Annotated in this window: 27 protein-coding genes; 8 read left to right on the top strand and 19 right to left on the bottom strand. The window is 65.4% G+C overall.

Features of this window, described 5'->3' with window-relative positions:
* Positions 1-23: 23 nt before the first annotated feature.
* From ABEJ63_RS09285 to ABEJ63_RS09275, 3 genes are read right to left on the bottom strand one after another with little or no spacing between them, the layout of a single operon-like run.
* Positions 24-1,517, bottom strand: coding sequence for a PH domain-containing protein (locus tag ABEJ63_RS09285; RefSeq protein WP_375796085.1), 1,494 nt, complete (start codon positions 1,515-1,517; stop codon positions 24-26).
* Positions 1,514-2,053, bottom strand: a complete 540-nt coding sequence (locus ABEJ63_RS09280; protein WP_375796084.1) for a PH domain-containing protein — start codon at positions 2,051-2,053, stop codon at positions 1,514-1,516. The genes ABEJ63_RS09285 and ABEJ63_RS09280 overlap by 4 nt, the downstream gene beginning before the upstream one ends.
* Before the next feature lie 28 nt (positions 2,054-2,081).
* A complete protein-coding gene (locus ABEJ63_RS09275; protein WP_375796083.1) occupies positions 2,082-2,795 on the bottom strand; it encodes a YqjF family protein in 714 nt (237 codons plus the stop codon).
* A gap of 103 nt (positions 2,796-2,898) precedes the next feature.
* Between ABEJ63_RS09275 and ABEJ63_RS09270 the strand changes: the two genes are divergently transcribed.
* Positions 2,899-3,774, top strand: coding sequence for a DUF4349 domain-containing protein (locus tag ABEJ63_RS09270; RefSeq protein ID WP_375796082.1), 876 nt, complete (start codon positions 2,899-2,901; stop codon positions 3,772-3,774).
* Between the two features lie 45 nt (positions 3,775-3,819).
* Here ABEJ63_RS09270 and ABEJ63_RS09265 read toward each other — a convergent pair whose 3' ends face one another.
* Genes ABEJ63_RS09265 through ABEJ63_RS09245 form a run of 5 tightly spaced genes read right to left on the bottom strand, consistent with a single transcriptional unit; the run spans position 3,820 to position 8,982 of the window.
* On the bottom strand, positions 3,820-4,224 hold the full coding sequence (locus ABEJ63_RS09265) for a hypothetical protein (RefSeq protein ID WP_375796081.1): 405 nt from the start codon (positions 4,222-4,224) through the stop codon (positions 3,820-3,822).
* Positions 4,225-4,271: 47 nt separating this feature from the next.
* A complete protein-coding gene (locus ABEJ63_RS09260; protein WP_375796080.1) occupies positions 4,272-5,249 on the bottom strand; it encodes an aldo/keto reductase in 978 nt (325 codons plus the stop codon).
* Between the two features lie 39 nt (positions 5,250-5,288).
* A complete protein-coding gene (locus ABEJ63_RS09255; RefSeq protein WP_375796079.1) occupies positions 5,289-6,338 on the bottom strand; it encodes an ABC transporter permease in 1,050 nt (349 codons plus the stop codon).
* Positions 6,335-8,101 carry a PrsW family intramembrane metalloprotease gene (locus tag ABEJ63_RS09250; RefSeq protein WP_375796078.1) on the bottom strand — a complete coding sequence of 589 codons (1,767 nt, stop codon included), beginning with the start codon at positions 8,099-8,101 and terminating at the stop codon, positions 6,335-6,337. The genes ABEJ63_RS09255 and ABEJ63_RS09250 overlap by 4 nt, the downstream gene beginning before the upstream one ends.
* Positions 8,098-8,982, bottom strand: coding sequence for an ATP-binding cassette domain-containing protein (locus ABEJ63_RS09245; protein ID WP_375796077.1), 885 nt, complete (start codon positions 8,980-8,982; stop codon positions 8,098-8,100). Before ABEJ63_RS09245 ends, ABEJ63_RS09250 begins: the two co-directional genes overlap by 4 nt.
* Positions 8,983-9,059: 77 nt before the next feature.
* On the opposite strand from ABEJ63_RS09245, the gene ABEJ63_RS09240 reads away from it, so the two are divergent.
* Entirely contained in the window at positions 9,060-9,458 is a 399-nt protein-coding gene (locus ABEJ63_RS09240; protein ID WP_375796076.1) for an SRPBCC family protein, read from the top strand.
* On the opposite strand, the gene ABEJ63_RS09235 is transcribed toward ABEJ63_RS09240, so the two are convergent.
* The 5 genes from ABEJ63_RS09235 to ABEJ63_RS09215 form a co-directional block, all read right to left on the bottom strand.
* Positions 9,459-9,689, bottom strand: coding sequence for a transcriptional regulator (locus tag ABEJ63_RS09235; protein ID WP_375796075.1), 231 nt, complete (start codon positions 9,687-9,689; stop codon positions 9,459-9,461).
* A 52-nt stretch (positions 9,690-9,741) separates the two neighbouring features.
* A complete protein-coding gene (locus ABEJ63_RS09230) occupies positions 9,742-10,317 on the bottom strand; it encodes a flavin reductase family protein (protein WP_375796074.1) in 576 nt (191 codons plus the stop codon).
* 51 nt (positions 10,318-10,368) lie between these two features.
* Positions 10,369-10,809 carry a DoxX family protein gene (locus ABEJ63_RS09225; RefSeq protein ID WP_375796073.1) on the bottom strand — a complete coding sequence of 147 codons (441 nt, stop codon included), beginning with the start codon at positions 10,807-10,809 and terminating at the stop codon, positions 10,369-10,371.
* Positions 10,810-10,960: 151 nt separating this feature from the next.
* On the bottom strand, positions 10,961-11,989 hold the full coding sequence (locus tag ABEJ63_RS09220) for a tyrosine--tRNA ligase (RefSeq protein ID WP_375796072.1): 1,029 nt from the start codon (positions 11,987-11,989) through the stop codon (positions 10,961-10,963).
* A 60-nt stretch (positions 11,990-12,049) separates the two neighbouring features.
* The gene (locus tag ABEJ63_RS09215; protein WP_375796071.1) at positions 12,050-12,415 is read right to left on the bottom strand and encodes a hypothetical protein; all 366 of its coding nucleotides are present in this window, start codon (positions 12,413-12,415) and stop codon (positions 12,050-12,052) included.
* An 81-nt stretch (positions 12,416-12,496) separates the two neighbouring features.
* Here ABEJ63_RS09215 and ABEJ63_RS09210 point away from each other — a divergent pair, with 81 nt between their 5' ends.
* From ABEJ63_RS09210 to ABEJ63_RS09195, 4 genes are read left to right on the top strand one after another with little or no spacing between them, the layout of a single operon-like run.
* Complete coding sequence (locus ABEJ63_RS09210) at positions 12,497-12,883, top strand: nuclear transport factor 2 family protein (RefSeq protein WP_375796070.1); 387 nt, start codon at positions 12,497-12,499, stop codon at positions 12,881-12,883.
* A complete protein-coding gene (locus tag ABEJ63_RS09205; protein ID WP_375796069.1) occupies positions 12,883-13,116 on the top strand; it encodes a hypothetical protein in 234 nt (77 codons plus the stop codon). The genes ABEJ63_RS09210 and ABEJ63_RS09205 overlap by 1 nt, the downstream gene beginning before the upstream one ends.
* 43 nt (positions 13,117-13,159) lie before the next feature.
* Positions 13,160-14,326: a thiolase C-terminal domain-containing protein gene (locus ABEJ63_RS09200; protein ID WP_375796068.1), complete on the top strand. Its 1,167-nt coding sequence runs from the start codon at positions 13,160-13,162 to the stop codon at positions 14,324-14,326.
* Positions 14,323-14,685, top strand: a complete 363-nt coding sequence (locus ABEJ63_RS09195; protein ID WP_375796067.1) for a Zn-ribbon domain-containing OB-fold protein — start codon at positions 14,323-14,325, stop codon at positions 14,683-14,685. Before ABEJ63_RS09200 ends, ABEJ63_RS09195 begins: the two co-directional genes overlap by 4 nt.
* Here ABEJ63_RS09195 and ABEJ63_RS09190 read toward each other — a convergent pair.
* On the bottom strand, positions 14,682-15,068 hold the full coding sequence (locus ABEJ63_RS09190; RefSeq protein WP_375796066.1) for a thioredoxin family protein: 387 nt from the start codon (positions 15,066-15,068) through the stop codon (positions 14,682-14,684). The two genes, ABEJ63_RS09195 and ABEJ63_RS09190, sit on opposite strands and share 4 nt — an antisense overlap.
* A gap of 82 nt (positions 15,069-15,150) precedes the next feature.
* Between ABEJ63_RS09190 and ABEJ63_RS09185 the strand changes: the two genes are divergently transcribed.
* Positions 15,151-16,122 (top strand): PLP-dependent cysteine synthase family protein, encoded by a 972-nt coding sequence (locus tag ABEJ63_RS09185; protein WP_375796065.1) that lies wholly within the window; start codon positions 15,151-15,153, stop codon positions 16,120-16,122.
* Here the strand turns inward: ABEJ63_RS09185 and ABEJ63_RS09180 are convergent.
* The 3 genes from ABEJ63_RS09180 to cyaB all read right to left on the bottom strand — a co-directional run bounded on the left by ABEJ63_RS09180 (position 16,119) and on the right by cyaB (position 18,524).
* Positions 16,119-16,571 carry a DUF5804 family protein gene (locus tag ABEJ63_RS09180; RefSeq protein ID WP_375796064.1) on the bottom strand — a complete coding sequence of 151 codons (453 nt, stop codon included), beginning with the start codon at positions 16,569-16,571 and terminating at the stop codon, positions 16,119-16,121. The two genes, ABEJ63_RS09185 and ABEJ63_RS09180, sit on opposite strands and share 4 nt — an antisense overlap.
* A 90-nt stretch (positions 16,572-16,661) precedes the next feature.
* Complete coding sequence (locus ABEJ63_RS09175) at positions 16,662-17,894, bottom strand: methionine adenosyltransferase (protein WP_375796063.1); 1,233 nt, start codon at positions 17,892-17,894, stop codon at positions 16,662-16,664.
* Between the two features lie 60 nt (positions 17,895-17,954).
* The gene (cyaB, locus tag ABEJ63_RS09170; RefSeq protein WP_375796062.1) at positions 17,955-18,524 is read right to left on the bottom strand and encodes a class IV adenylate cyclase; all 570 of its coding nucleotides are present in this window, start codon (positions 18,522-18,524) and stop codon (positions 17,955-17,957) included.
* An 83-nt stretch (positions 18,525-18,607) separates the two neighbouring features.
* Between cyaB and ABEJ63_RS09165 the strand changes: the two genes are divergently transcribed.
* Complete coding sequence (locus ABEJ63_RS09165) at positions 18,608-19,552, top strand: peptidylprolyl isomerase (protein WP_375796061.1); 945 nt, start codon at positions 18,608-18,610, stop codon at positions 19,550-19,552.
* Positions 19,553-19,615: 63 nt separating this feature from the next.
* On the opposite strand, the gene ABEJ63_RS09160 is transcribed toward ABEJ63_RS09165, so the two are convergent.
* Positions 19,616-20,194 (bottom strand): NUDIX domain-containing protein, encoded by a 579-nt coding sequence (locus ABEJ63_RS09160; RefSeq protein WP_375796060.1) that lies wholly within the window; start codon positions 20,192-20,194, stop codon positions 19,616-19,618.
* 50 nt (positions 20,195-20,244) lie between these two features.
* Complete coding sequence (locus ABEJ63_RS09155; protein WP_375796059.1) at positions 20,245-20,658, bottom strand: Lrp/AsnC family transcriptional regulator; 414 nt, start codon at positions 20,656-20,658, stop codon at positions 20,245-20,247.
* Between the last annotated feature and the right edge of the window lie 34 nt (positions 20,659-20,692).

Here is a 20,692-nt window from a genome sequence, read left to right as displayed (position 1 = left end):
AGCACCGGGTCGAATCATAAATCCTACTCGCCAGCGGGAGTCGGCTCTCCGCGTGCGGCGTTCGGCCCCGCGTCGCCCGCGCGTTCCCGGCGCGTCGTCGCAAGCGCTGTCTCGAAGCGCGTCTCGAGCTCGCGCCGCAGCTCGTTTGCCCGCTCTGCGTCGATATCCAACGCCCGAGCATCTGACGCACCGAACCCCTGCGCGCCGGCAGTGTCAACCACGACTGTCGCGAGGTCGCGTCGACGCTGAAACACGGTCGCACTCTCGACGAGCGTCTGGACCCGATAGTACGCAAGCACGCGCGTGCGCCGGGTCCAGAAGCCCTCGCGTGCGATGAAATGGTTCTCGCCGAGGGCGAACCCGAGGTGCGTCCACTTCATGTGGGCTGCGACGGGCGCTAACGGCAACAACACGAGCGGCGCGTAGCCTGGCACCGGCACCGCGATTGGCGAGACCCGCGCGACGAGGACGCCGAGGCCCGCAAGCAAGAAGATGGCGAGCGTATACCTGATGGCATAGCGGGTACGGGCGCGCCGTGGTGGCCGTTCGAACTCGATGGTCCCGAATGGCTCTACCTCGCGGGCCAGCGCGAGCACCCGGGCCCGTTCGGCGATGGGGACGGCCGATTGAGAGCCGTCACCGCCGTCGCCCGGCGCGTAGCCGGCTGTCTCAACCGAAAGGGCGGCGTAGCCGAGCAGCCGCGAAAGCACGTTCTCAGAGATAACGACTGCCTGCACCTTGTCCAGCGGAATAGTGCCGCTGTACTCTTGTGCGAGCCCACGACGGTAGCGCAGTTCCCCGTCGCCACGCCGGAGTTCGAACCCATAGTAACCGGTCACGGCCCGGAGAGACGAGATGACGAGCGCCAACAGGACGAGTCCCGCTAACAGCGCCGGTGCGGCTCGGAACAGGTCGACAAGCGGGAACTGTCGAGAGACGGAGGGAACCAGCACGGGCACCAACACGGTCGCGAACGACAGCAGCCGGAGGTCGACGCTCACCAGTCCGAGCAGGAGGAGTTCGGTAGGCGTGATAGCGAAAAGTCGCTCGGTGTCGCCCGTCGGCGTGGCGGCGTCGTTGTCCTCGTCGCGCTTCCGACGGCCGATTTCTCGCTGAAGCCGCTCGGCCTCTTCGTCGCCGACGTAGCGAAGCCGGACCTCTGTCTCACCGCCTCCCGCCGTCTCGACGCGCAGTTCCGCGATACCGAGCGCACGCTGGAGCACGTTCCGCGAGACATCGACGTTCTGGACCCGTCGGTACGGGATCTCGCGGGTGCGCCGCGAGAAAACACCCGAACTGATATCGAACGTATCCTCGGTTGCTCGGTAGTCGAACCGACGGACGACGGCTACTTGGTAGGCGAACGCAACGAGGAGGACGGCTCCCAGCAGGCCGCCCGCCGCCAGCCCAAACCGGTCGAACTGCGAGGAGGAGACCGCGCCAACGACCACCACCCAGCCAAGCCGGGTCACTGACGCGGCGGTACGGTAGAGGACCGACAGCGGGTGGAGCTTCATACCGCGTCGTCACCCTCGGCGGCGATGGCAAGCTGCTTCAACCGTGACTGGAGCTCTTCAGCCCGCTCCGGAACCAGCCCAGGAACCGTCACGTCGGCGCCACGCGATCCTGCGGTGTAGACGACCACAGAGGCCAGCCCGAGCGTCCGCTCCAGCGGCCCCCGTGAAACGTCGACGTGCTGAACACGGACATACGGCACCACGGTGCGGACGTGCGTGAGTGCGCCGCGCTCGAGAAACAGCGAGTCAGCCCGCACTTCGTAACGCCACACCCGGTAACGGACGACTGCCAGGATGAGCCCGGCTGCCAGCCCGAGCGAGATGCCCGCCGTTCCGGTGGGAACCGGATCGTTGAACACAAAAAAGCCGACGACGGCCGCACCGACACCGAGCGCCAGCGCACCGACGACGGAGCCGACAGCCCACACCAGCTGCACCCGCGGGTTGAGCCGTCGCTCGGGCCCGGTCAGCTCCTCTGTCGACGGCTCGGCGTCGTCCACTTGGCGGACGGCCGGCTCGAGGGCGTCGCCGCTCATGGCTCCTCCGACGGGCGGGGGTTACTAATCACACCCGATGGACCCGTCCTGCCGTCACGTCAACGCGGGGAGCGTAGTGGACCAGCGGCTCGCCGGTCGGCTCCTCAAAGCCATTGACGCGAAACAGGTCGTTCTCACGTATCTCGACCGTCCCCTCCGAGAGTGGCCACGGGGGATGCTCGATGTCACCGTAGAACAGCGACCGCTCGCCGGCGGTGTAGAATCGATACCGCTCTGTAAGAAAGTGCGGCAGGCTGCCCGGCGCCGCCTCGAACGGTTCGCCCGTGGGGCCGTAGGTGGCGTCGAACGCCGCCGGTTCGCCATCGCCAACCCGGCGCGACTGAAAGTGGACTCTACGACCCGACCGCTCGACCTCGATTTCCGCTCGGTAGTAGGGAAGTCGAAACAGGCTCCGTGCGAGCATCACCCCGACTCGGTCGTCGGCATCGAGGTTGTAGAAGTAGACACCGGGGGTGCCGTCAGCCCCCCGGACGTACGTACGGAGGTTCAATTCACCGAAGGAGAGCCCGACCGGAACCCCTCGCGGGCTGATGTCCTCCATCACGAACGGGACGATACCGAGGAATGCCTGCCCGTCGTGGGTGTCGACAGAGAGCCGGTCAGGGAGCGTCTCGGCAATCCGGTCGGGCGACACCGGCCAGTGGGCAAACAGCGCATCGCGCCATACCATCGACAACAGGGCGGGCTCAGAGAGCCGCCGCGAGCCCGTGGCATCGGCCATACCGTCACTAACGGACCGGGCTGCTTGGGCCTGACGCTGGATGGCTCAAACGGGCATTTGAGATTACGGTACCCACACACCATGCCCAGACGAATACCCGGCTATGAGACGCAAACAGGTACTCGTGGTGGTACTCGTCGGGGTCGTGCTGCTGGCCGGCTGCTCCGCGGGGGGTGGTGCCGGGAGTGCGAACGACGCGCCGTCGGACGTCGTCGCCGAAAAAGAGGCCGCCGCAGCCGCCACTGGCACCCCCGCGCCAGAGGCAACCGCTAGCGGCGACGGAGATGCGAGCGCGGCCCGACGCACGGACCGGGCGATTGTCAGGACCGGGCGGGTGGAGTTGACCGTCGACTCCTTCGAGACGACCAGCGACCGGATCAGAACGCTCGCCCGGGAATCGGGCGGCTACGTGGCGGAGACCAGCCGGCAGACTCGCGGCGAGGAGAACCGCACGTGGACGGCTGGGGTAGTCACAGTTCGGGTGCCAAGCGAGCGGTTTAACGAGACGTTCGACACGATCCAGACGCTCGGGACCGTACGGGAGGCCTCGGCGGATACGAGAGACGTTACTGACCAACTGGTCGATATCGAGGCACGGCTGCGGACGCTCCGGGCCGAGCGAGCACGGCTCCGCGAGTTGTACGAGGGAGCTAACGACACGGAGGCCGTCCTACGTGTCTCTGAGCGGCTAAGCGAGGTCCAGACGGAGATCGAGCGACTGGAGGCGCGCAAGCGGAGCCTGGAGCGACGTGTCGCCTATTCGACAATCACCGTCCAACTCCGCGAAGAGCGACCCACCCCGACCCCAGAGCCTGGATACACCGACACGTCGCTCGGAGCGGCGTTTGCGGCCTCAGTTGATGGCGTCGTCACCGTCGTCCAGGCCGCGACGGTGACTGTCGCGTACGCGCTTCCGTACGTGCTCGCGTTCGGCCTCCCACTGGGCGTCCTCGGGATCGCACTCGCACGGCGTCGCTAAACTGGGCCCCGTGGGTGGAGTCTCAGACCCGGAACACGAGCGCGCTTACCCGACCGCGTTGAGGAGCGCGTCGACGATCGGCTCGACGGTCGCCGCCGGTTCGAGCCCGATAAACACTCCTCGCTTGTCGCTCACGTAGACGCGGACCATCTTCCCCGTGTCCAGTGCTGTCGTGATGAACCGCGCGTCGTCGGCGAACGGAAACAGGTCGTCGGTGAACAGCGCGATCTCTGCAATGTCGAGATTGACGTAGCTGTGGATGCGGTCGAAGTGGCCATACATGTCTGTCTCGTCGTCGTACAGTGCTCGCGTCGCCTCAGAGACGTAGGCGACGTGGAGGTCGTCGGTGGTGTACTCGACGACGGAGAAGACAGTGTCATCGGTGGCCGCCCTCACGGCCGTAACGGCCTCGCCGTCAACGACGGGATCGAACGGCACGTCTCGGTCCATTTCCGTGCCCAGCAGAGGCGTTCGGTCGCCGTTTATACCTGTCGACGTCAGGCGTGGCCCGAGACGGCAACGGCCTCGTACGGTTCCTCGAGCCACTCGACATCCGAGGCACTGAGATCGATGTCGAGCGCCTCGACGGCCGACTCGAGGTGGGCTATCGAGGAGGCACCGACGATTGGCGCGGTGACGACGTCCTTCGAGAGCACCCATGCCAGCGCTATCTGTGCCATCTCGGCGTCGTACTCGTCGGCTAGCTCCTCGACACGCGCGTTAATCTCCCGGCCGCCCCGCTCCGCGTACGGGTGCTCTTGGGCGTAGTCGTCCGTCTCCGCACGTTTCGTCGACATGTACTCGTCGTGTGGCCGGGTAAGGTAGCCGCGAGCCAGCGGCGACCACGGGATGACGCCGAGTCCCTCCTGCTCACAGTAGGGGAGCATCTCGCGTTCCTCCTCGCGGTACGCGAGGTTGTAGTGGTTCTGCATCGTCGCGAATTGTTCGAGACCAAGGCGGTCGGCCGTGTGCTGGGCCGTCGCTAACTGGTGAGCCCACATCGAGGAGGCACCGACGTGGCGAACCTTTCCACGACGGACGGCGTCGTCAAGCGCACGCAGCGTGGTTTCGATGGGCGTGTCGTAGTCCCACCGGTGTGTCTGGTACAGGTCGACGGTATCAACCCCGAGGCGATTGAGCGAGGCATCCAGTTCCTGCTCGATGGTCTTTCGCGAGAGGCCGCCGGAGTTTGGGTCGGCGTCGCGCATCTGGAAGAACACCTTCGTCGCCACCACCTGTGCATCCCGGTCGTACCCTTCGAGCGCGTCACCGAGGATTCGTTCACTCTCCCCCCGCGAATACATATTGGCGGTGTCGAAGAAGTTGATGCCGAGGTCGATCGCGCGCTCGACGAGTTCGTGACCGAACTCCTCGCCCTGCACCCACTCGCGCCAGTCCGGATCGCCGAAGCTCATGCAACCGAGACAGATACGCGACACCTCAATCCCCGTGTCACCGAGCGTGGTGTACTCCATACACACGGGCGTCTGCCGGCGGGGTCAAAAGCGTAGCTCTCACAGCGACTCCGGATCGAGGCTGGCGACGAGCCTGGCCAGCCCGGCGACGGCCAGCCCGGCGGCTGCAACGCTCACCGCCACCAATCCGTAGGTCGCGGCAGCCGGGCTGTCGATGGCGAGCCGTGCGATGGTCGTCGCTGGATGCTCGGGGAGAAATCCTGCGAGCGTGAAGACTGCAAGCGCTCCCAGCGAGTAGAGCAACTGCGCGCGCTCACGGTTCGGCACGAGCAGGCCCAACGCAACGCCAGCGGTAACGAGGAGCACCGCGACCGCGGCGGCGTATACGAGCAGACCGGCGACGTTGGCCACGGCGATATCATTGAGCGCTAGCAGCCCGAGCCACAGTGTCACCTGTACGGGCACGAGCACAGCCATTGCAGCGCCCTTGCCAGCGACCACCTCCCCAAGCGAGAGGGGGGTGACCCGCAACAATTCGAGCGTCCCCCGCTCTATCTCCTCGGTGATGGAATCGACGGCTGTCGATCCGGCGATGAACGCCGGCAGCAACACCAGCAGCGGCACGAGCACCGTGTACGAGAAGCTGAAATAGGGACTAGCCCCGACATCTGGCGGCCGCGGTGCGAGCGACTGGTCCAGCGAGTCGGCGCGTCGCACCCGCTCCTCTCGCTCGAGGGCTTCCAGCAGCGCACGCGTTCGGACGACGACGAGTGTCTTCCGGAGGCTCGACTCCGGCGCTGTGGCGTCGACGACGATTCGCGAGCCGTTCCCGGTTGGGACTGACTGTGCAATCACCACCGCGTCGGCACGGCTGTCGTCGAACGCTGCAAGCGCGGCTGCTCGGTCGTCATACGGCGTGACTGCCGCCTGGTCGCCGGCTGCCACGACGGCCTCGCTGGCGTTACCGGCAACCGCTATCTCGACGCGCCCGCCCTGTGTCGCCGACGGGTCGTACAGTGCAGTTAGCCCGACTACAAGGAACGACGAGAATGCGGCGACAAACAGTTGGACGAGCAGCGCGAGCAGAATGGTCTTCTCGGCCGACAGCGACGACAGCTCCCGGCGGGCGATGCGTAGCGGGCCGCTCACGCGACGCCCACCCCAGCGAGCACCGCACCGTTGTACGCGAGATGGACGGCGACAGCGAGGGCTAGCCCGGTGAGATACCCCTCGCGCCCGCGCGTCGCCCCTATCGCGGCAATGGTTGTTGTCAGGACGTGAAGTCCAAGTGGTGCGATCAGCAGGACAGTGAGGACTAACGGAGAGACACTGGCCGCAGGCGGCCCGAAGGCAGCGGCTCCGACCCGCAGCTCGGGGAGTCCGACCAGCTGCACGACGAGTGTCAGCTTCTCACCAAGAAAGAAACCCAGGCCAGCAGCAGCCCCACCGACGACGGCCCATCGCGGCGTCTTCGGGTAGCGTGCATGCTCGAACCCTGCGAGTACGACCGCGGACTTCGCCAGCTCCTCGACAACGGCCACAAGGGCCAGCACGACTGGTATTGAGACGCCGACTGGGAGCGCGAACAGCGTCGCCACCGCCAGCAGTTCCGTCACGAAGACGAACGGCACGACAAGCGCCGTCACAAACACGAGCGAACGGGCGCGGCTGATGCGGCTGGCCAGCGCGTCTAAGAGCTTCAGCGGCACTGGCCGCTGGGTGAACAGATCCTCCTCGCGGTAGAGTCCCAGGCCAAACCCGTAACAGACGGCGGCCGTCAGCGTGGGGGGCCCAACAGCGACGGCTGCCTCGCTAAGGGCGACGCTCTCGCCGGTCAGGTCCCGCACAACGAGTGTGAGCGGCGAGACGAGGGCGACCCCTTGAACCTCGGAAAACACCGCCGGGACAAACGCGTAGGTCGTTAGTCCGACGGACACAGCGACCGTGAGGAACGTCAACTCCCGGAACGAGCGGGCAAACATCGCCGCCAGGAATGTCGCCGCAAGGAACAGCAACGCGAGCGGAACGACGCCGGCCATAGAAAGGAGTCCGCCGCCGACGGCGACAGCTACTCCGCCGGTCACCGCGAGCGCGACGAGAAGGTATGGAAGCGTCTTCCCGCCAACGATATCGCCCCGTGACAGCGGCGCCACAAGCAGCAACTCCCCGCGGCGGTTGAGCCGCTCCTTCAGCATGCTCGACCCGTACGCCTGGATTACGAAGTTCAACGGGAGGACAAACAGAAACGCGAGCACAAGCGATTCAAACGGGAATGGCGGGGCGATATCGGACGGTGAGCCGGTCGTCGTTTCTCCACCGAAAAGGTCGACACCTGGCAGTACAGCCCCGCTTCCGGCGCCGCCTGACCCACTGCTGCCGCTGCCACCACCCCCGGAGACTGCCGTCGGAGTCGGGGTCGATGGCTCCGAGCCGCTGGCAGTGTCCTCGCCGGGTGTGCTAGCGGCCTCGCCGCGCTCTATGAACCGGAGAGTCACGCGCACTGGGAACGCAGCCGTCTGATTCGGCTCGCGGGCCAGCCGACGGTCGTTGTACCGCTCGACGGCCGCCTGGAGCTGTGCGACCGCGGCTCGGCCCTTCTCGGTGTCACGGTAGCGGACTCGGCCGTCTGTCACCAGCAGATCGATGCGCCCATCCTCGAATGCCGCCCGCGACGGGTCTTGGACAGTGAAGGCGGTGTCGGCCGCCACCGGGCCGTAGAGCGGACTTTCCTCCTCGATTCCGACCCGATAGATTCCCTCGTCAAGCGCAAGTCCCGTTGCAGCGAGTGCAGGGACCGACGCCAGCGTCACCACCAGCAGAGCCGCGAGTACGGCCGCGACGCGCCGATCGACACTGGCGACGCCCTTGGTCGCCTCCCAGCGGGCAACCCGGAGCAGTTTGCGGGGCGTCACGCGCCGGCCTCTGTCTCGCTGCCGTCGGCAATGTCGAGGAAGACCCGCTCAAGACTCGCCTCGATCGTACGGATGTCCCGCACCTCCCCGCCCGCTGCCGTGACTTGCTCGCGCACCTCGTCGACGGCGGCCATCGACTCGACTGTGACGCGGTGGCCACGGTCGGTCTCTTCGCTGCCGTCCACCGGGATGCTCGTGAACACGCGGTACTCGGTGGTGCCGTACTGCTCGCGTAAGGCCGCTGGCGACCCCTTCGCGACGACGCGGCCTTCGTTCATCACCGCTACCCGGTCACAGACCGACTCGACATGGTAAAGATTGTGTGCCGAGAACACGACTGTCTTGCCCGCGTCAGCCAGTTCACGGGTGAATTCGACGACATAATTGGTCGTCAGGGGATCGAGGCCGGAAGCAGGTTCGTCGTAGACGAGTACATCCGGCTCGTTGACCAGCGAGCGGGCGATGGCAACCTTCCGTTTCATCCCTTTCGAGACATCTCCCAACGGGCGGTCGCGGTGGTCCAGTTCGAGCCGGTCGAGCGTCGATTCGATGCGCTTCTGGGCCGTCTCCGTGGGGATGTCGTAGAGATCAGCAAAAAAGGACAGATACGAGCGAGCCGTCATCTCCTCGTAGAGTGGAGATTCCTCTGGAAGGAATCCAAGCTGTTGGCGGGCGGCCGGCTCATCGGGCGGGCGACCAGCCACCTCGACCGTCCCGGCCGTCGGTTCAACAAGCCCGGCGAGCGTCTTCAGCGTCGTTGTCTTTCCGGCGCCGTTCGGCCCGACGACGCCGAATACCTCCCCCGGCGCCACCTCGAAGGTTGATCCCTCGACCGCCACGAAGTCGCCATACTCCTTCCGGAGATCGCGAACCGTTATCATACCTCCACCTCGGCGGCCGGCGACAAAAGCCTGTACCGCGGCGCTAGGACTTTGCCGACGCGTGCGCACAGACAGGCGTGGTCAGACTCGCAGACACACCTGATGGCCGACGCATCGAGGTGCACGAGCGGGTGCCGGTGCCACGCGAGCGGATCTGGCATCTGCTCCGTGACACGGAGGCGTGGCCAGAGTGGGGGCCGTCCGTCAGGGCTGTCGAGTCGCCGGTTCGCTACGTGGAGCCCGGGACCGAAGGGGGCGTGCAGACCGTCGCTGGCATCTGGCTCTCCTTCAGCGTGGACGTCTGCGAGTCCTACCGGTGGACGTGGACAGTCGCAGGGCTGCCAGCCACAGGTCACCGAGCAGAGCGAGGGCGGTCCGGCACAGAGAGCATCGCAGTCATCGAGGTACCGCTGGCTGCAGCGGGCTACGTCCCAGTGTGTCGGCGAGGCCTCCGCCGGCTGGCCCGCCTCGCGTAACTACCGGGCGCGCACGCCGTCGAGGTCGTACAATTGTTCGCCGATTCCTTCTGCGTCACACTCGTCGTTCGGGCAAGCGTAGTGCCAGCCGTCCCGTGTGGCGGCTGACTCGGGGAATTGCTCGCCGCACTCCCCGCAGACGAGGTCGTCGGCACCGCAGGTATCGCGGTGGAGCTCGAGCTTGAGCTCGCTCTCGAACGCGCGGTGGCAGTTCGGGCAGACGTGGCTCATACTCGCATCTGTTTAGCGGTGCTAAATGAACGTACCGGAACGTTCACGCCACTCACTCCGGCCGCTCAAGCTCGAACCGGTCGCGGGTGTAGGCATACCCATTTCCGGTCATTCGCCCGAGGGCATCCAGTTTGTCCGTATCGAGTTTCCCGTCGGTGGTCACCTGGTCGGCGATGTGGACGTACTGAACCTGCCCGAGCACGAGCGTCGAGGCGCCGAAGTCGACCGTCTCGACGACGGCACACTCGAAGCTGACAGGCGACTCGCCGACTCGGGGCGCCTCGACCGTCCGGGCGTCGACTGCGGTGAGTTTCGCACGGTCGAATTCATCGATAGCGCCTGTCGCAGCGGTCTCATTCATTGCTGCCGCGAGGTCCGCCATGACGACGTTGTGCGTGAACGCTCCAGTCTCGACAGCGTTCCGGGCAGTGTCCTTCAGCCCCTCGCGTGTATCACCAGCCGAGAAGGCGAGGGTCGGTGGCTTCGGGGTCGCTACGTTGAAAAACGAGTACGGTGCGAGGTTGTCACCGTCGGGCCCGCGGGTCGCAATCCAGCCGATAGGTCGGGGGACTACGGCGCCCGCGAGTGTCCGGTACAGCGAGCGGCCGTCGCGCGCGTCAATCTCCATACCTGCCCCTGGGGGCGGGGAAAATAAACAGCCGCGGTCGAGAGTTGGCGGCTACAGGAACGTGACGCCCAGGGCGTACGGCCATGCGGCGCCCCCGACGGCGAGGAACGCAAGCGCTGCGCCTGCGCCGAAGACATTTTTCAGGAAGTTCGTCATCTCGGCCTGCTGGTCCTCGGGATCCTCGATGGTCCAGAAGTCGTGGAACACCACTGCCGAGACGAGCAGGAACGTCGCGAGCGCGCCCGCCGCGAGGCCGGGGAACACGCCGAGGACGACCCCCAGCCCACCGGCCACGAGCAGCACGCCCGACGCGACGACGCCGAACCGCGGTGCCGGCAGTCCCTTGAATTCCGCGTAGCCGGCCATCTCGTCGAGGTTCAGGAAGTGATTGAGGCCCATGAACGCAAGGACGCCGCCGAACAGGATACGGCCGAGCAGGAACAGCTCGGCACCGCCGCCGCCGCCGAAGAGTTCGGTCTGGAGAGGAATCATGCTATCACCGCGATACTCGCTTGGGTCTGGTAATCGGGTATCATCACGTTACCTTCTACCGGCTGGGAATACATATACTCTCGCGGACACGACGGTTACCGGGTAACTGGCGTCCCCACCGGGTGACACGCGTGTCGTCTGGTGGACGGTCTCACGCGTCGTACGTCTCGGGGTACGCCTCGGCGAGAAGTTGTGGCTGACCCGTCAGCCGGTCGCGCACAGGTGCGACCACATCGCTGATGGCCGCGGCTGCGGCTGGCTTGAGATCTGCCGGGTGGAGTTCGCCCGCGACGTAGTCGGCCTCCAGGTGATCGTATGTCTCGTAGGTCAGGTCGCCGCCGTACTCCTCAGGTCGCTCGACGACCAGCGGCTCGTCCTGTTCGGCGAAGACTGGGAAAACGAGATACTCGAGGTACTCGAGCACACCGTTGTCTTCGACCTCGCCCTGCGGACAGTAGGCGCCCTCGATCTTCTCCGCGATGACCTCGGCCGAGTCAGTGAGATTTACCTTCGAACTGGCTTCGGAGGCGGACATCTTACCGCCGGTGAGCCCGGAAAGCAACGGGGCGAACACGCAGGCGGGCTTCTCGTCGAGCGTCTCACGGGCGAGCATGTAGATGCCTCGCTGATCAATCCCCCCGTAGGCGATGTCTGCACCCAGTGCCGAGACATCAAGCGCTTGCATCAAGGTGTACACCAGTCCGCCGAGCTTCGGATTCTCTGAAGCACGCACCACCTCGCTGCCGGCCCGCTGTGCTCGAGAGATTGTCGTGTCGGCGATGAGCCGGTACAACTCGAGCGTGTACGGTTCGTCGAGTTGGTAGTCAGTGCCGCGGACGAACTCAATGGCTGACGGATCCGCACCGGCGGCGGCTATCATCCCACGGATGGCCTCCTCGTAGTAGCGCGACCGGGCGTCCAGCAGTTCGAACGGCGACTTCTCGTCGTCGAGGTGCGCGTGCAGATCGGCAATGAGGACGGTCACCTCTAGGCCGGCCGCCAGGAAGTCTGCCAGCTTTCGCATCGTCGTGAAGTGGCCAATATGCATCTCACCGGTCGGCGCATAGCCGATGTACACGTGTGGCTCGTCTCGGTCGGCGAGTATCGACTCAATCTCGTCGCGTGTCACGGCCTCCTCCGTGTACCGTGTCACCAGCCTCGCGCGCTCGGCGGCGTCCATACCCGCCGTTTCGGTGTCGGCCGAATAAAACGTGTGTTCCCGACCGTGCTCGGCCGGGGCTCACCACTCCTCGTAGTGGCCTTCGATTCGCGCGAGATAGCCGACGACGGCAATCGCGAGCAGCAACCCGAGCAGACTCCGGGCCGCGAGGCTCGCGAGACCACCAAGTCCGTAGAGCCCGAGCGTGGCGAGCCAGCCGCGGAACCGCATTGTCACGAGCCAGTAGCTGGCGACGATGAGCAATACTACGTACCCAATTCCCAAGACGACCAGCGCCGGCCCCGCAATGCCGTCCAGTCCGAGAATCCCCGGCAGAGCCGACAGGGTGAGGATAGCATTGAACAGCTGAAGCCCCGCGACGAGGAGAACGCCCAGCGGCGTGCCTGACCCACCACGGAGCGCGCCGTAGCTAGCGGTGTCGGACACAGCTGGTGGTCTGAGGCTACAGAAAAGTCGCTTGTGGGGCCCCACCGATGCCGGTAAGAGTCGGGAACGCGACCGGGCCGTATGGACGCGGCAGGGACGGTACGGGACTACTACGAGGCGCTGCGGGCCGGCGAGCCGCTGTACCCCTACTTCCACGGGGCAGCAACGACGGTGAAGTTCGGTGTCGGTGAGCGGCTGGTCGGCTATGAGACGGTGCGGGCGGGGCTACGCACACAAACTGCGACCACGACCGACTGGACCGTCGAGTCGTCGAACCTCGTGGTCGATACGGCCGAGGCGAGTGGGTGGTTCGCAGATGAGGTGTACATGGCGTGGACCGACACCGAACGAGACGTGCGCCACGAGTTTGACACCCGGTGGTCGGGATCGCTGCTCCAAGACGACGGTGACTGGGAGTTCACTGGGATGCACGTCTCCGTGCCGGTCCGGCCCGGGGAGGGTGAGTAATGGTCGGACCGATCAGTACCGAGGAGCGCGAGCGGTTCGCACTCAAGATGAAACTGGGGCTGACGGCGCTCGTCGCCGTCTCAGCGGCCCTCATCGCCGTGCAGGCCGGCGGCGGCCTCCCGATAATTGCGATGGCGGCCGTCGCGGGCGCCGTTGTCGGTTGGGCGCTGATCTGGTTTGTCTTCCCAGGTACAGGCGGGCGATCCCCCGACGGGAAACGCGAGCGCTTCTGAACAGGAACGAACGGTTGATTACTGTTCACACGCGAGGGAGGCTATGGCACGCGCAGCCGTTGTCGGCGCCGGCATGACGAAGTTCGGTGTCCACGATACCCCACTACAGGAACTGTTCGGCCAGGCCGCCTTCGACGCGCTCGACGACGCGGGTGTCGCGGCGGGCGACCTCGACGCGCTGTATCTGGGCAACGCGATGGGCGGCCAGACGGAAAACGAGACCCACCTCGGTCCCCGAATGGCGAGTCATATCGGCGCAGCCGGACTCCCGGTCCAGCGGTTCGAGGATGCCTGTGCCACCTCGGCAAACGCATTCAAGAACGCGGTGCAGGCTGTCGACGCCGGTGTCCATGATATCGTCCTCGTGGGCGGCGTCGAGCGATGTACCCCCGAAACCGGCAAGGATACTCCCGAGATGACGCGTATCTTCGCCTCTGCCTCTCACCGCCAGTACGAACAGCCAACGGGGCTTACCTTCCCTGGCGTGTTCGCCCTGCTCACCAAGCGCCACATGCACGAGTACGGAACGACCGAGACGCAACTGGCCGAGGTGGCGGTGAAGAATCACGCCCACGGACGGCTCAACCCCCGAGCTCACTTCGGGAAAGAGACCACCGTCGAGGCGGTGCTGGAGGGCCCTGTCGTGGCTGACCCATTCCGATTAATGGACTGTTGTCCGTTCTCCGACGGTGCCAGTGCGGTCATCGTCGCGAGCGAGGACCTCGCCGACTCGTTCGGCGCGCCGGTCGACGTGACGGGCGTCGGCCACGCAACGGATGTGGTGCCGCTCGGTGACAAGCGGGATTTGACGGCGACACAGGCGGCCCGTGACGCTGCGCGACAGGCCTACGACCAGGCGGATATCACCGCCGATGAGGCGGACTTCGCCGAAGTCCACGATTGCTTCACCGGCGCAGAGATACTCGCCAGCGAGGCGATCGGCTTTGCGCCCGACGGCGAGGGCGGCCGCTACGCCGCTGCGGGGCGCACCTCACTGGAGGGAGACCGCCCAATCAATCCATCGGGCGGGCTGAAGGCGAAGGGCCACCCCATCGGCGCGACCGGCACAGCACAGATAGTGGAGTTGGCCGAACAGATCCGGGGCACGGTCGGCGAGCGGCAGGTCGCTGATGCCGATATCGGCGTCGCGCACAACCTCGGCGGGGACGCAGCTACCACCGTCGTCAGCGTGCTGGAGGCCCGGCCATGAGCGGGCTGACGTACGCTGAGTGGGCCGACGCCGTCCAAGAGGGTCGCCTGCTGGGTCTGGCGTGTGCCTGCGGGCACACGAACGGGTCACCGGTCGCCGCCTGTCCCCACTGTGGTGAACGCGACCTCGAGCAGGTGGAACTCCCGACCGAGGGCACGGTCCACACAGAGACGACGGTGCAGGTGCCGCCGGCGGGATTCCAAGAACGGGGCTATCAGGTCGTCGCCGTGTCGCTCGGTGACGCCCGTGTGATGGGGCGGGTAGTCGGTGACCGGGTCGAGATTGGCGACCAGGTATCGCTGGCGGGCGTCATCACCGAGGACGACGGCCATCCGGCACCGACGTTCGAGATAATTTAGGCGGTCGCACGGAGCTGATCAGCAAGGTAGCCGAGAATAGGCTGGTCGGCGTCCTCGACGAACCGGGCAAGCTCCTCGCCGTCGCGCTCGATGACGACCGTTGGGATGCGCTCGATGCCGTACTCCTCGACGCGCGGTCCGGACTTCGAGCCGTCGTCGTGCTTCTCGACTGGGTAGTGGTAGATTCGTTCGTCCGGTATCTCCGCGGCCGCAAGCGCAGCTCCGAAATCCGGCAGCTGTGCGCGACAGTCCTTGCACCAGTCGCCGCCCCAGACGTGGATTGTGACCGCTTCGTCGAGGTCGGCGAACGTCTTGACACTCTCCTCGTAGCCGGCCGGCGTCCAAGCGGGATTGGGCCGCATCGTCTCCAGTTCGTGGTCCATACTCACTCGTAGCCCGCCCGCCGGTAAAACTGCGACGCCCGCGACCGCAGACGCCTTACGGCTCGGCGGGAACGGAGACATCATGGACCGGAGCATCCTCGGGACCGTCGGGTCGCCGCTGGTGCAGGTGTCGTCGCCGCCGGGCAGCATTGTTGCCGCCAAAATCGAGTCAAAAAACCCCGGCGGGAGTGCGAAGGACCGCCCCGCGCTCGCGATGTTCGAGGCGGCAGAGGCGGCCGGCGACTTGACGCCGGGCGACACCGTCGTCGAGCCAACCTCCGGGAACACGGGAATCGGGATTGCGATGGTCGGCGCGGCGAAGGGGTACGATGTTGCCATCGTGATGCCGGCCTCGAAGTCGCCCGAGCGGCAGGCAATCATGCGCGCGTACGGCGCCCGGCTCGAACTTGTGGAGGGAGACATCTCCGATGCGAAAGACCGTGCGGACGAAATCGAACGCGAGGAAGATGCCGTCCAACTGCGTCAGTTCGAAAACGAGGCGAATCCGAAGGCCCACTACGAAACGACGGGCCAAGAGATCCTCGAGCAGACCGACCGCGAGGTAGATGCGCTGGTAGCCGGCGTCGGGACCGGAGGCACCATCACTGGTATCGGGCGCCGGCTTCGCGAGGCGAACCCAGATGTCGATATAATCGCCGTTGAGCCGGAGGATAGCGCAGTATTGTCGGGCCGAGAGCCAGAGGGAGACTCGTTCCAGGGGATGGGCCCAGGGTTCGTCTCCCCGAACCTCGACACCGACCTGCTCGACGGTGTGGAGACGGTCTCTATCGAGGCGGCGGAGGCGGAGTGTCGCCGGCTGGCACGCGAGGAAGGAATTCTCGTGGGTCAATCGTCAGGCGCCTCGAATCTCGCCGCCAGGCGGGTCGCCGAGCGACTGGCAGCCGATGTTGACTGCCCGGGCCCGGACCCGACGACGGACGTGCTCGGGGGGCGCCCGAGCGCGGCCGGCTCGCTCCCCGAGGAGTGTCCACTCGTTGTTACCGTGTTCTGGGACTCCGGCGAGCGCTATATGTCGACGGGAATGTTCGATTAGGCCTCGAACTCTGCCTCGGTGACGCGCACGCGCACTGTCTCCTCGACGTCACGGAGATCGTACTCCGGCAAATCGTGGCCAGTGCGGGCGACGAACATCGGCTCCACGAGCCGGCCGTCGTCGACGCCGTATAGCTTGAGGAATCGGTCGGACTCTGCGGGGGTAACCTCGTCATCGCGAATTGCCGTGGCCAGCGTCCGCGAGAGCCACTCGTCGTCGCTCACCGATGGCTCCAGCACGAAGGCAGCGTCGGCAAACCGGGCGAGATACCAGTCGAGGTCGTTGAGCAGTGCCACCGCTGCGCCGAGGCTGATGGTGTCGACGGCGACGGTGTTCTCGTACGGCTCCTGCAGATCGTAGGTTGCCAGCGCGTCGCGGGCTGTCTCCCGCGAGACGAGTTCGTACCGGAGGTTCACGTCCGGCGACCCGACGAGACACACCCGCGTCATGTGACCGACGAGTGCGGGGAGGGGAAAGTTCGTTTCGCTCGGGGTGACCTCCTCCCACCGCTGAACGGGTGGGCATCCGCTCTTTCCGTGTCAGAACGTCGTAAGATCGCCCTTGATGACCCGCTCGGTGAGTTCGGTGACGTTGGCGAGTTCACGGTCGACAACCCGTTCGACGTCCGCACGGATGTCAGCGACATCGACGCCATCGACGGTAGCGAGCGACGCGTCGGCGACGTGTGGATCGTCGATGGGCTGGCCGATCTGTGACAACAGCCGGATGCGTATCTCGCGGATGCCGTCCACCTCGTCGACGACGGCGCGGGCGATCTCCGTCGATAGCAGGTTGTATATTTTGCCGACGTGGTTGACAGGGTTCTTGCCGGAGGTAGCCTCCATACTCATCGACCGGTTGGGCGTGATAAGTCCGTTTGCGCGATTCCCCCGGCCGACAGAGCCGTCATCGCCCTGTTCGGCAGAGGTGCCGGTCGTCGTGAGGTAGACCGAGCCCTCGTCGTAGTCGTCGGCAGTGTTGACGTGGACATTGACCTCACGGTCCGTGTAGCGGCCGGCAAGGTCGGTGACGAATTCGCGCACCGCGTCAACGGCAGCGTCGTACTCTTCCAGCGAGTGAAGATACGCATCGACCATCGCGACGGCGACGGTGACGTCGATACGGTCGCCCTCGCGCTTCCCCATCACCTTCACGTCTTGGCCGACCTCTGGGTGGTCGGCTCCGAATGCGCCGTTGAGTTCTCGTTCGGCGTTGAGAACGATGCGTTCTGTCTCTGTTAGCGGCGCGTGACCAACACCGAAGGAGGTGTCGTTCGACTTGGGCACCTGCTTGCCGTCCTTGCCGAACACCTGCTGGAGATCGCCCGACCCCTCGCCCAGCCGCACGTCACAAACGACATCGGTACCGAACTCGAGTTCCGGGAAGTGCGTCTCGACGTAATCGCGGGCCGCCCGCAGCGCAATCGTCTCGGCGGGGATATGGTGGTGGTCGACGACGGTGCCGTTCTCCATCTCTGTGTACTCTTTTGTCGCGCGCCCAGTGATGAGGAGATAGATGGGCTCGGCCACCTCGCCGCCGCCGTACGCCGGCGCCGCGCTCCCGGCAACCAACTGGGTTTCGTCGGTGTTGTAGTGAAGTACCCGGCCGACCCGGTCGAGGTACTCTCGCGCAAGCGCTTGGGAGACATGCTCCGCAATGCCATCGCAGATGGAGTCCGGATGGCCGAGCCCTTTCCGCTCGACTATCTCGACCGCCTGGTCTTCCACTGCCCGCCCCGCCACCGGCTCGACCCGAATGTTCCGCTCAGTCATTGCTCGTAATGACCCGTCGACCGGTTCTATAACTTACGGAAACACTAGCGGCGGCTGTAATTACTCTGGAGCATCTGGGTCCGTGGGCTCGTCCGCCGCAAGCAGGAGCCCGAGGTACGACGTCCGCACTGTCTGTTCGGGATCGAGGCCCAACTCAGACAATATGTTGCGGGCCCGGTCGCGTGCCGCTGGCACCGCCGACTCGTCCTCAACCTCGGTTTCTATCTCGATGAACTCGCCGAGCCCGCGGACCGTGTCGAAAGTGATCGTATACTCGCCGAGTGCGTACCGCTCGCGATTCTTCTCGACGACTGCCGCCGGGTCGAAGCCCAGCCCCTCGAGGATGGCACGGGCGGCCGGCCCAGAGTCGACGCCTGTCTCGTGTTCTTCGCGAGTCTTTGATGTCTCGTCGACGAGCGGCCCCTTGTAGGTGAGCCGCGCGACGGCTGGCCCGTCCGCTGGCTCCTCAACGCGCACTCTGACTGCCTCGTCTGTCTCGGCGAAGTCCCGGTGCGGCGCATCGTAGTAGGTGTCCCGCTGGGTCACCGTCCCAAGATGGGTCGCGCGGTCGGCGAGCCGTTCTCGGATTGGCGCGTGGTCGGCTTGGAGCTTGAGCTCCACTTCGTACACAGCCGTAGTGGGGTCGGTCGGCCCAAAAGCCCGCCGACCGACGAAACGTGATTGTTAAGAGTGCGACGGGAGTCCACTCTGGTATGAGTGACGAAGCCGAGGAGGTCGAGGAGACCGAGGAGCCGGCCGATGAGGCGGCCGAGGAGACGACTGGACTGCAGGACGGCGACTTCATCCGGATTGCGTACACTGCCCGTACCGTTGAGGGCGGCCAGCTCGTCGACACGACCGACGAAGAGGTGGCCGAAGAGGAGGGCGTCGCCGACCAGGGCACCTTCGAGCCGCGCGTCCTCGTGCTCGGCGAGGGACACCTGTTCGAGGCCGTCGAGGCCGACATCCGCGGCAAGGAGCCCGGTGAATCCGGCAGTGTGACCGTCCCAGCAAGCGAGGCGTTCGGCGAGTACGACGAAAGCGAGGTCCGTACCGTCTCGGCAGACAAGATTCCTGAAGACTCGATGCGGCCCGGGGCGCAGGTAGAAATCGACGGCGAACAGGGGTACCTCGAGACGATTGTCGGCGGGCGTGCCCGTGTCGACTTCAACCACCCGCTGGCTGGCGAAGATGTCGAGTACGAGTACGAAATCCTCGACGAAGTGACCGACCAGCTGGAGCGGGCGAAGGGCCTGTTCGACATGTTCCTCGATCTCGACCTGGAGATGCACATCGAGGAGGAAGAGGTTGAGGAGACGCGTGTCGAGGAACCGGACGAGGATGATGAAGATGCCGAGCCCGAGACGGTCACCGAGACCGTCGAGAAGACGTCTCTGTACATCGAGGCAACCCCACAGCTGTCGATGAATCAGCAGTGGATGTTCCAGAAACAGCAAATCGGCCAGCAGATTATGGACCTGACCGGAATCGACCGGCTCGTCATCCAAGAAGTCATCGACGGCGGCGGTATGGGCATGCCCGGCATGATGGGCGGTATGGGTGGCATGGGCGGTGCCGGTGGCGCCGAGGGTGCCGACATCGAAGAGGCGCTGGAGGATGCCGACATCGACGCCGACGAGATCGTCGACGAGATCTAGCCCGCTCTATCCTTCCCGTCGTTTGTGTTCGCGGAGCGCTGCCTCCGGACAGCTACCCCGCCGTCAAAAGTCGCGCCGCATCGCAATCTCGAACCACGGACACAACCGGAGTTGGCGGTACCAGCGTGGATTGTCGTGGAGGCGCTCGTAGGGGACCCACATCGTGCCGGCGATTTCCTGTGGATCGGGGTCGATAGCGCGGTCATCCAGCGTACACTTCAGGACGGCACACACCTCCCACTCGACGCCTTCCTCGTGGTAATAGCGCTTGTATTCGAACTTGTCTGTCACCCGGAGGTCGGAGTACTGGTCGGGCGTCACCCCGAGTTCCTCCTCGAGTCGCTGGCGGGTCGCTGCTGTCTGTGACTGCCCCTCGACAGGATGGGACGCGACGGTACCGTCCCAGTGAGTATCCCAGAGCCGCTTGTCAGGGGCTCGCTGACCCAGCAGGATGTGACCGTCGCCGTCGAAGACGAGACAGGTGAACGCGCGGTGGCGGATGCCATCGCCGGTGTGGGCCTCAAGTCGGTTCACCAGCCCCTCTTTTTCATCATTGGCGTCGACGGCCACGACGTGCTGCCGAGCGTTCTCGTGGTCGATATCCTCCCCGACGGCGCCCTCGGGGTCGGAGTCCGTGCTCATGTGTCCCGGGACGGCAACGCGGGTTAATTACCCTTCGACTCGCGTGGTAGTCAGCCGAGCGTCTCGTTCAGGATGAGCCGGGTCTTCGTCGAGACAACCTCGTCGAGTTCCCGCGCCTTCGTGATGAGATCGTTGAGTGCGTCTGTATCTGCGGCATCGACAACGAGCACGATATCCTCCTCCCCGGAGACCTGCCAGACGTAGTCGACCGGCTCCCACTCAGACATCTGGCCCGAAACGGCCCGCGTGTCCACATCGACGGCGACGCCAACCTCCACCATTGCCTTCACGTTCCCCGTGCGCGTGGCGACTGTGAACCGCTCGATAGCTCCATCCTCGAGCATCCGCTCGACGCGGTTGCGGATGGTTCCCTCGCTCGTTCCCACCTCCTCAGCAATCTCCGTGTACGGCGTTCGCGCGTCGCGTCGAAGGATGTTCAGGATACGGTGGTCGAGGTCGTCCATCTGATTGTATGGCGTTCTCGGCGCCGCCACTTCA

Origin of the sequence: Halosegnis sp. (assembly GCF_042216475.1) — an archaeon.
Classification (GTDB): Archaea; Halobacteriota; Halobacteria; order Halobacteriales; family Haloarculaceae; genus Halosegnis.
The sequence above is the reverse complement of the archived record's forward strand: the minus strand, read 5'-3'. Positions and strand labels throughout refer to the sequence as shown.

Excerpts from the sequence above, each read along its gene's own strand:
- ABEJ63_RS09285 (WP_375796085.1), bottom strand. The coding sequence starts at position 1,517 with ATGAAGCTCCACCCGCTGTCGGTCCTCTACCGTACCGCCGCGTCAGTG.
- ABEJ63_RS09280 (WP_375796084.1), bottom strand. The coding sequence starts at position 2,053 with ATGAGCGGCGACGCCCTCGAGCCGGCCGTCCGCCAAGTGGACGACGCC.
- ABEJ63_RS09275 (WP_375796083.1), bottom strand. The coding sequence starts at position 2,795 with ATGGCCGATGCCACGGGCTCGCGGCGGCTCTCTGAGCCCGCCCTGTTG.
- ABEJ63_RS09270 (WP_375796082.1), top strand. The coding sequence starts at position 2,899 with ATGAGACGCAAACAGGTACTCGTGGTGGTACTCGTCGGGGTCGTGCTG.
- ABEJ63_RS09265 (WP_375796081.1), bottom strand. The coding sequence starts at position 4,224 with ATGGACCGAGACGTGCCGTTCGATCCCGTCGTTGACGGCGAGGCCGTT.
- ABEJ63_RS09260 (WP_375796080.1), bottom strand. The coding sequence starts at position 5,249 with ATGGAGTACACCACGCTCGGTGACACGGGGATTGAGGTGTCGCGTATC.
- ABEJ63_RS09245 (WP_375796077.1), bottom strand. The coding sequence starts at position 8,982 with ATGATAACGGTTCGCGATCTCCGGAAGGAGTATGGCGACTTCGTGGCG.
- ABEJ63_RS09235 (WP_375796075.1), bottom strand. The coding sequence starts at position 9,689 with ATGAGCCACGTCTGCCCGAACTGCCACCGCGCGTTCGAGAGCGAGCTC.
- ABEJ63_RS09230 (WP_375796074.1), bottom strand. The coding sequence starts at position 10,317 with ATGGAGATTGACGCGCGCGACGGCCGCTCGCTGTACCGGACACTCGCG.
- ABEJ63_RS09225 (WP_375796073.1), bottom strand. The coding sequence starts at position 10,809 with ATGATTCCTCTCCAGACCGAACTCTTCGGCGGCGGCGGCGGTGCCGAG.
- ABEJ63_RS09220 (WP_375796072.1), bottom strand. The coding sequence starts at position 11,989 with ATGGACGCCGCCGAGCGCGCGAGGCTGGTGACACGGTACACGGAGGAG.
- ABEJ63_RS09210 (WP_375796070.1), top strand. The coding sequence starts at position 12,497 with ATGGACGCGGCAGGGACGGTACGGGACTACTACGAGGCGCTGCGGGCC.
- ABEJ63_RS09205 (WP_375796069.1), top strand. The coding sequence starts at position 12,883 with ATGGTCGGACCGATCAGTACCGAGGAGCGCGAGCGGTTCGCACTCAAG.
- ABEJ63_RS09200 (WP_375796068.1), top strand. The coding sequence starts at position 13,160 with ATGGCACGCGCAGCCGTTGTCGGCGCCGGCATGACGAAGTTCGGTGTC.
- ABEJ63_RS09195 (WP_375796067.1), top strand. The coding sequence starts at position 14,323 with ATGAGCGGGCTGACGTACGCTGAGTGGGCCGACGCCGTCCAAGAGGGT.
- ABEJ63_RS09190 (WP_375796066.1), bottom strand. The coding sequence starts at position 15,068 with ATGGACCACGAACTGGAGACGATGCGGCCCAATCCCGCTTGGACGCCG.
- ABEJ63_RS09185 (WP_375796065.1), top strand. The coding sequence starts at position 15,151 with ATGGACCGGAGCATCCTCGGGACCGTCGGGTCGCCGCTGGTGCAGGTG.
- ABEJ63_RS09180 (WP_375796064.1), bottom strand. The coding sequence starts at position 16,571 with ATGACGCGGGTGTGTCTCGTCGGGTCGCCGGACGTGAACCTCCGGTAC.
- ABEJ63_RS09175 (WP_375796063.1), bottom strand. The coding sequence starts at position 17,894 with ATGACTGAGCGGAACATTCGGGTCGAGCCGGTGGCGGGGCGGGCAGTG.
- ABEJ63_RS09165 (WP_375796061.1), top strand. The coding sequence starts at position 18,608 with ATGAGTGACGAAGCCGAGGAGGTCGAGGAGACCGAGGAGCCGGCCGAT.
- ABEJ63_RS09160 (WP_375796060.1), bottom strand. The coding sequence starts at position 20,194 with ATGAGCACGGACTCCGACCCCGAGGGCGCCGTCGGGGAGGATATCGAC.
- ABEJ63_RS09155 (WP_375796059.1), bottom strand. The coding sequence starts at position 20,658 with ATGGACGACCTCGACCACCGTATCCTGAACATCCTTCGACGCGACGCG.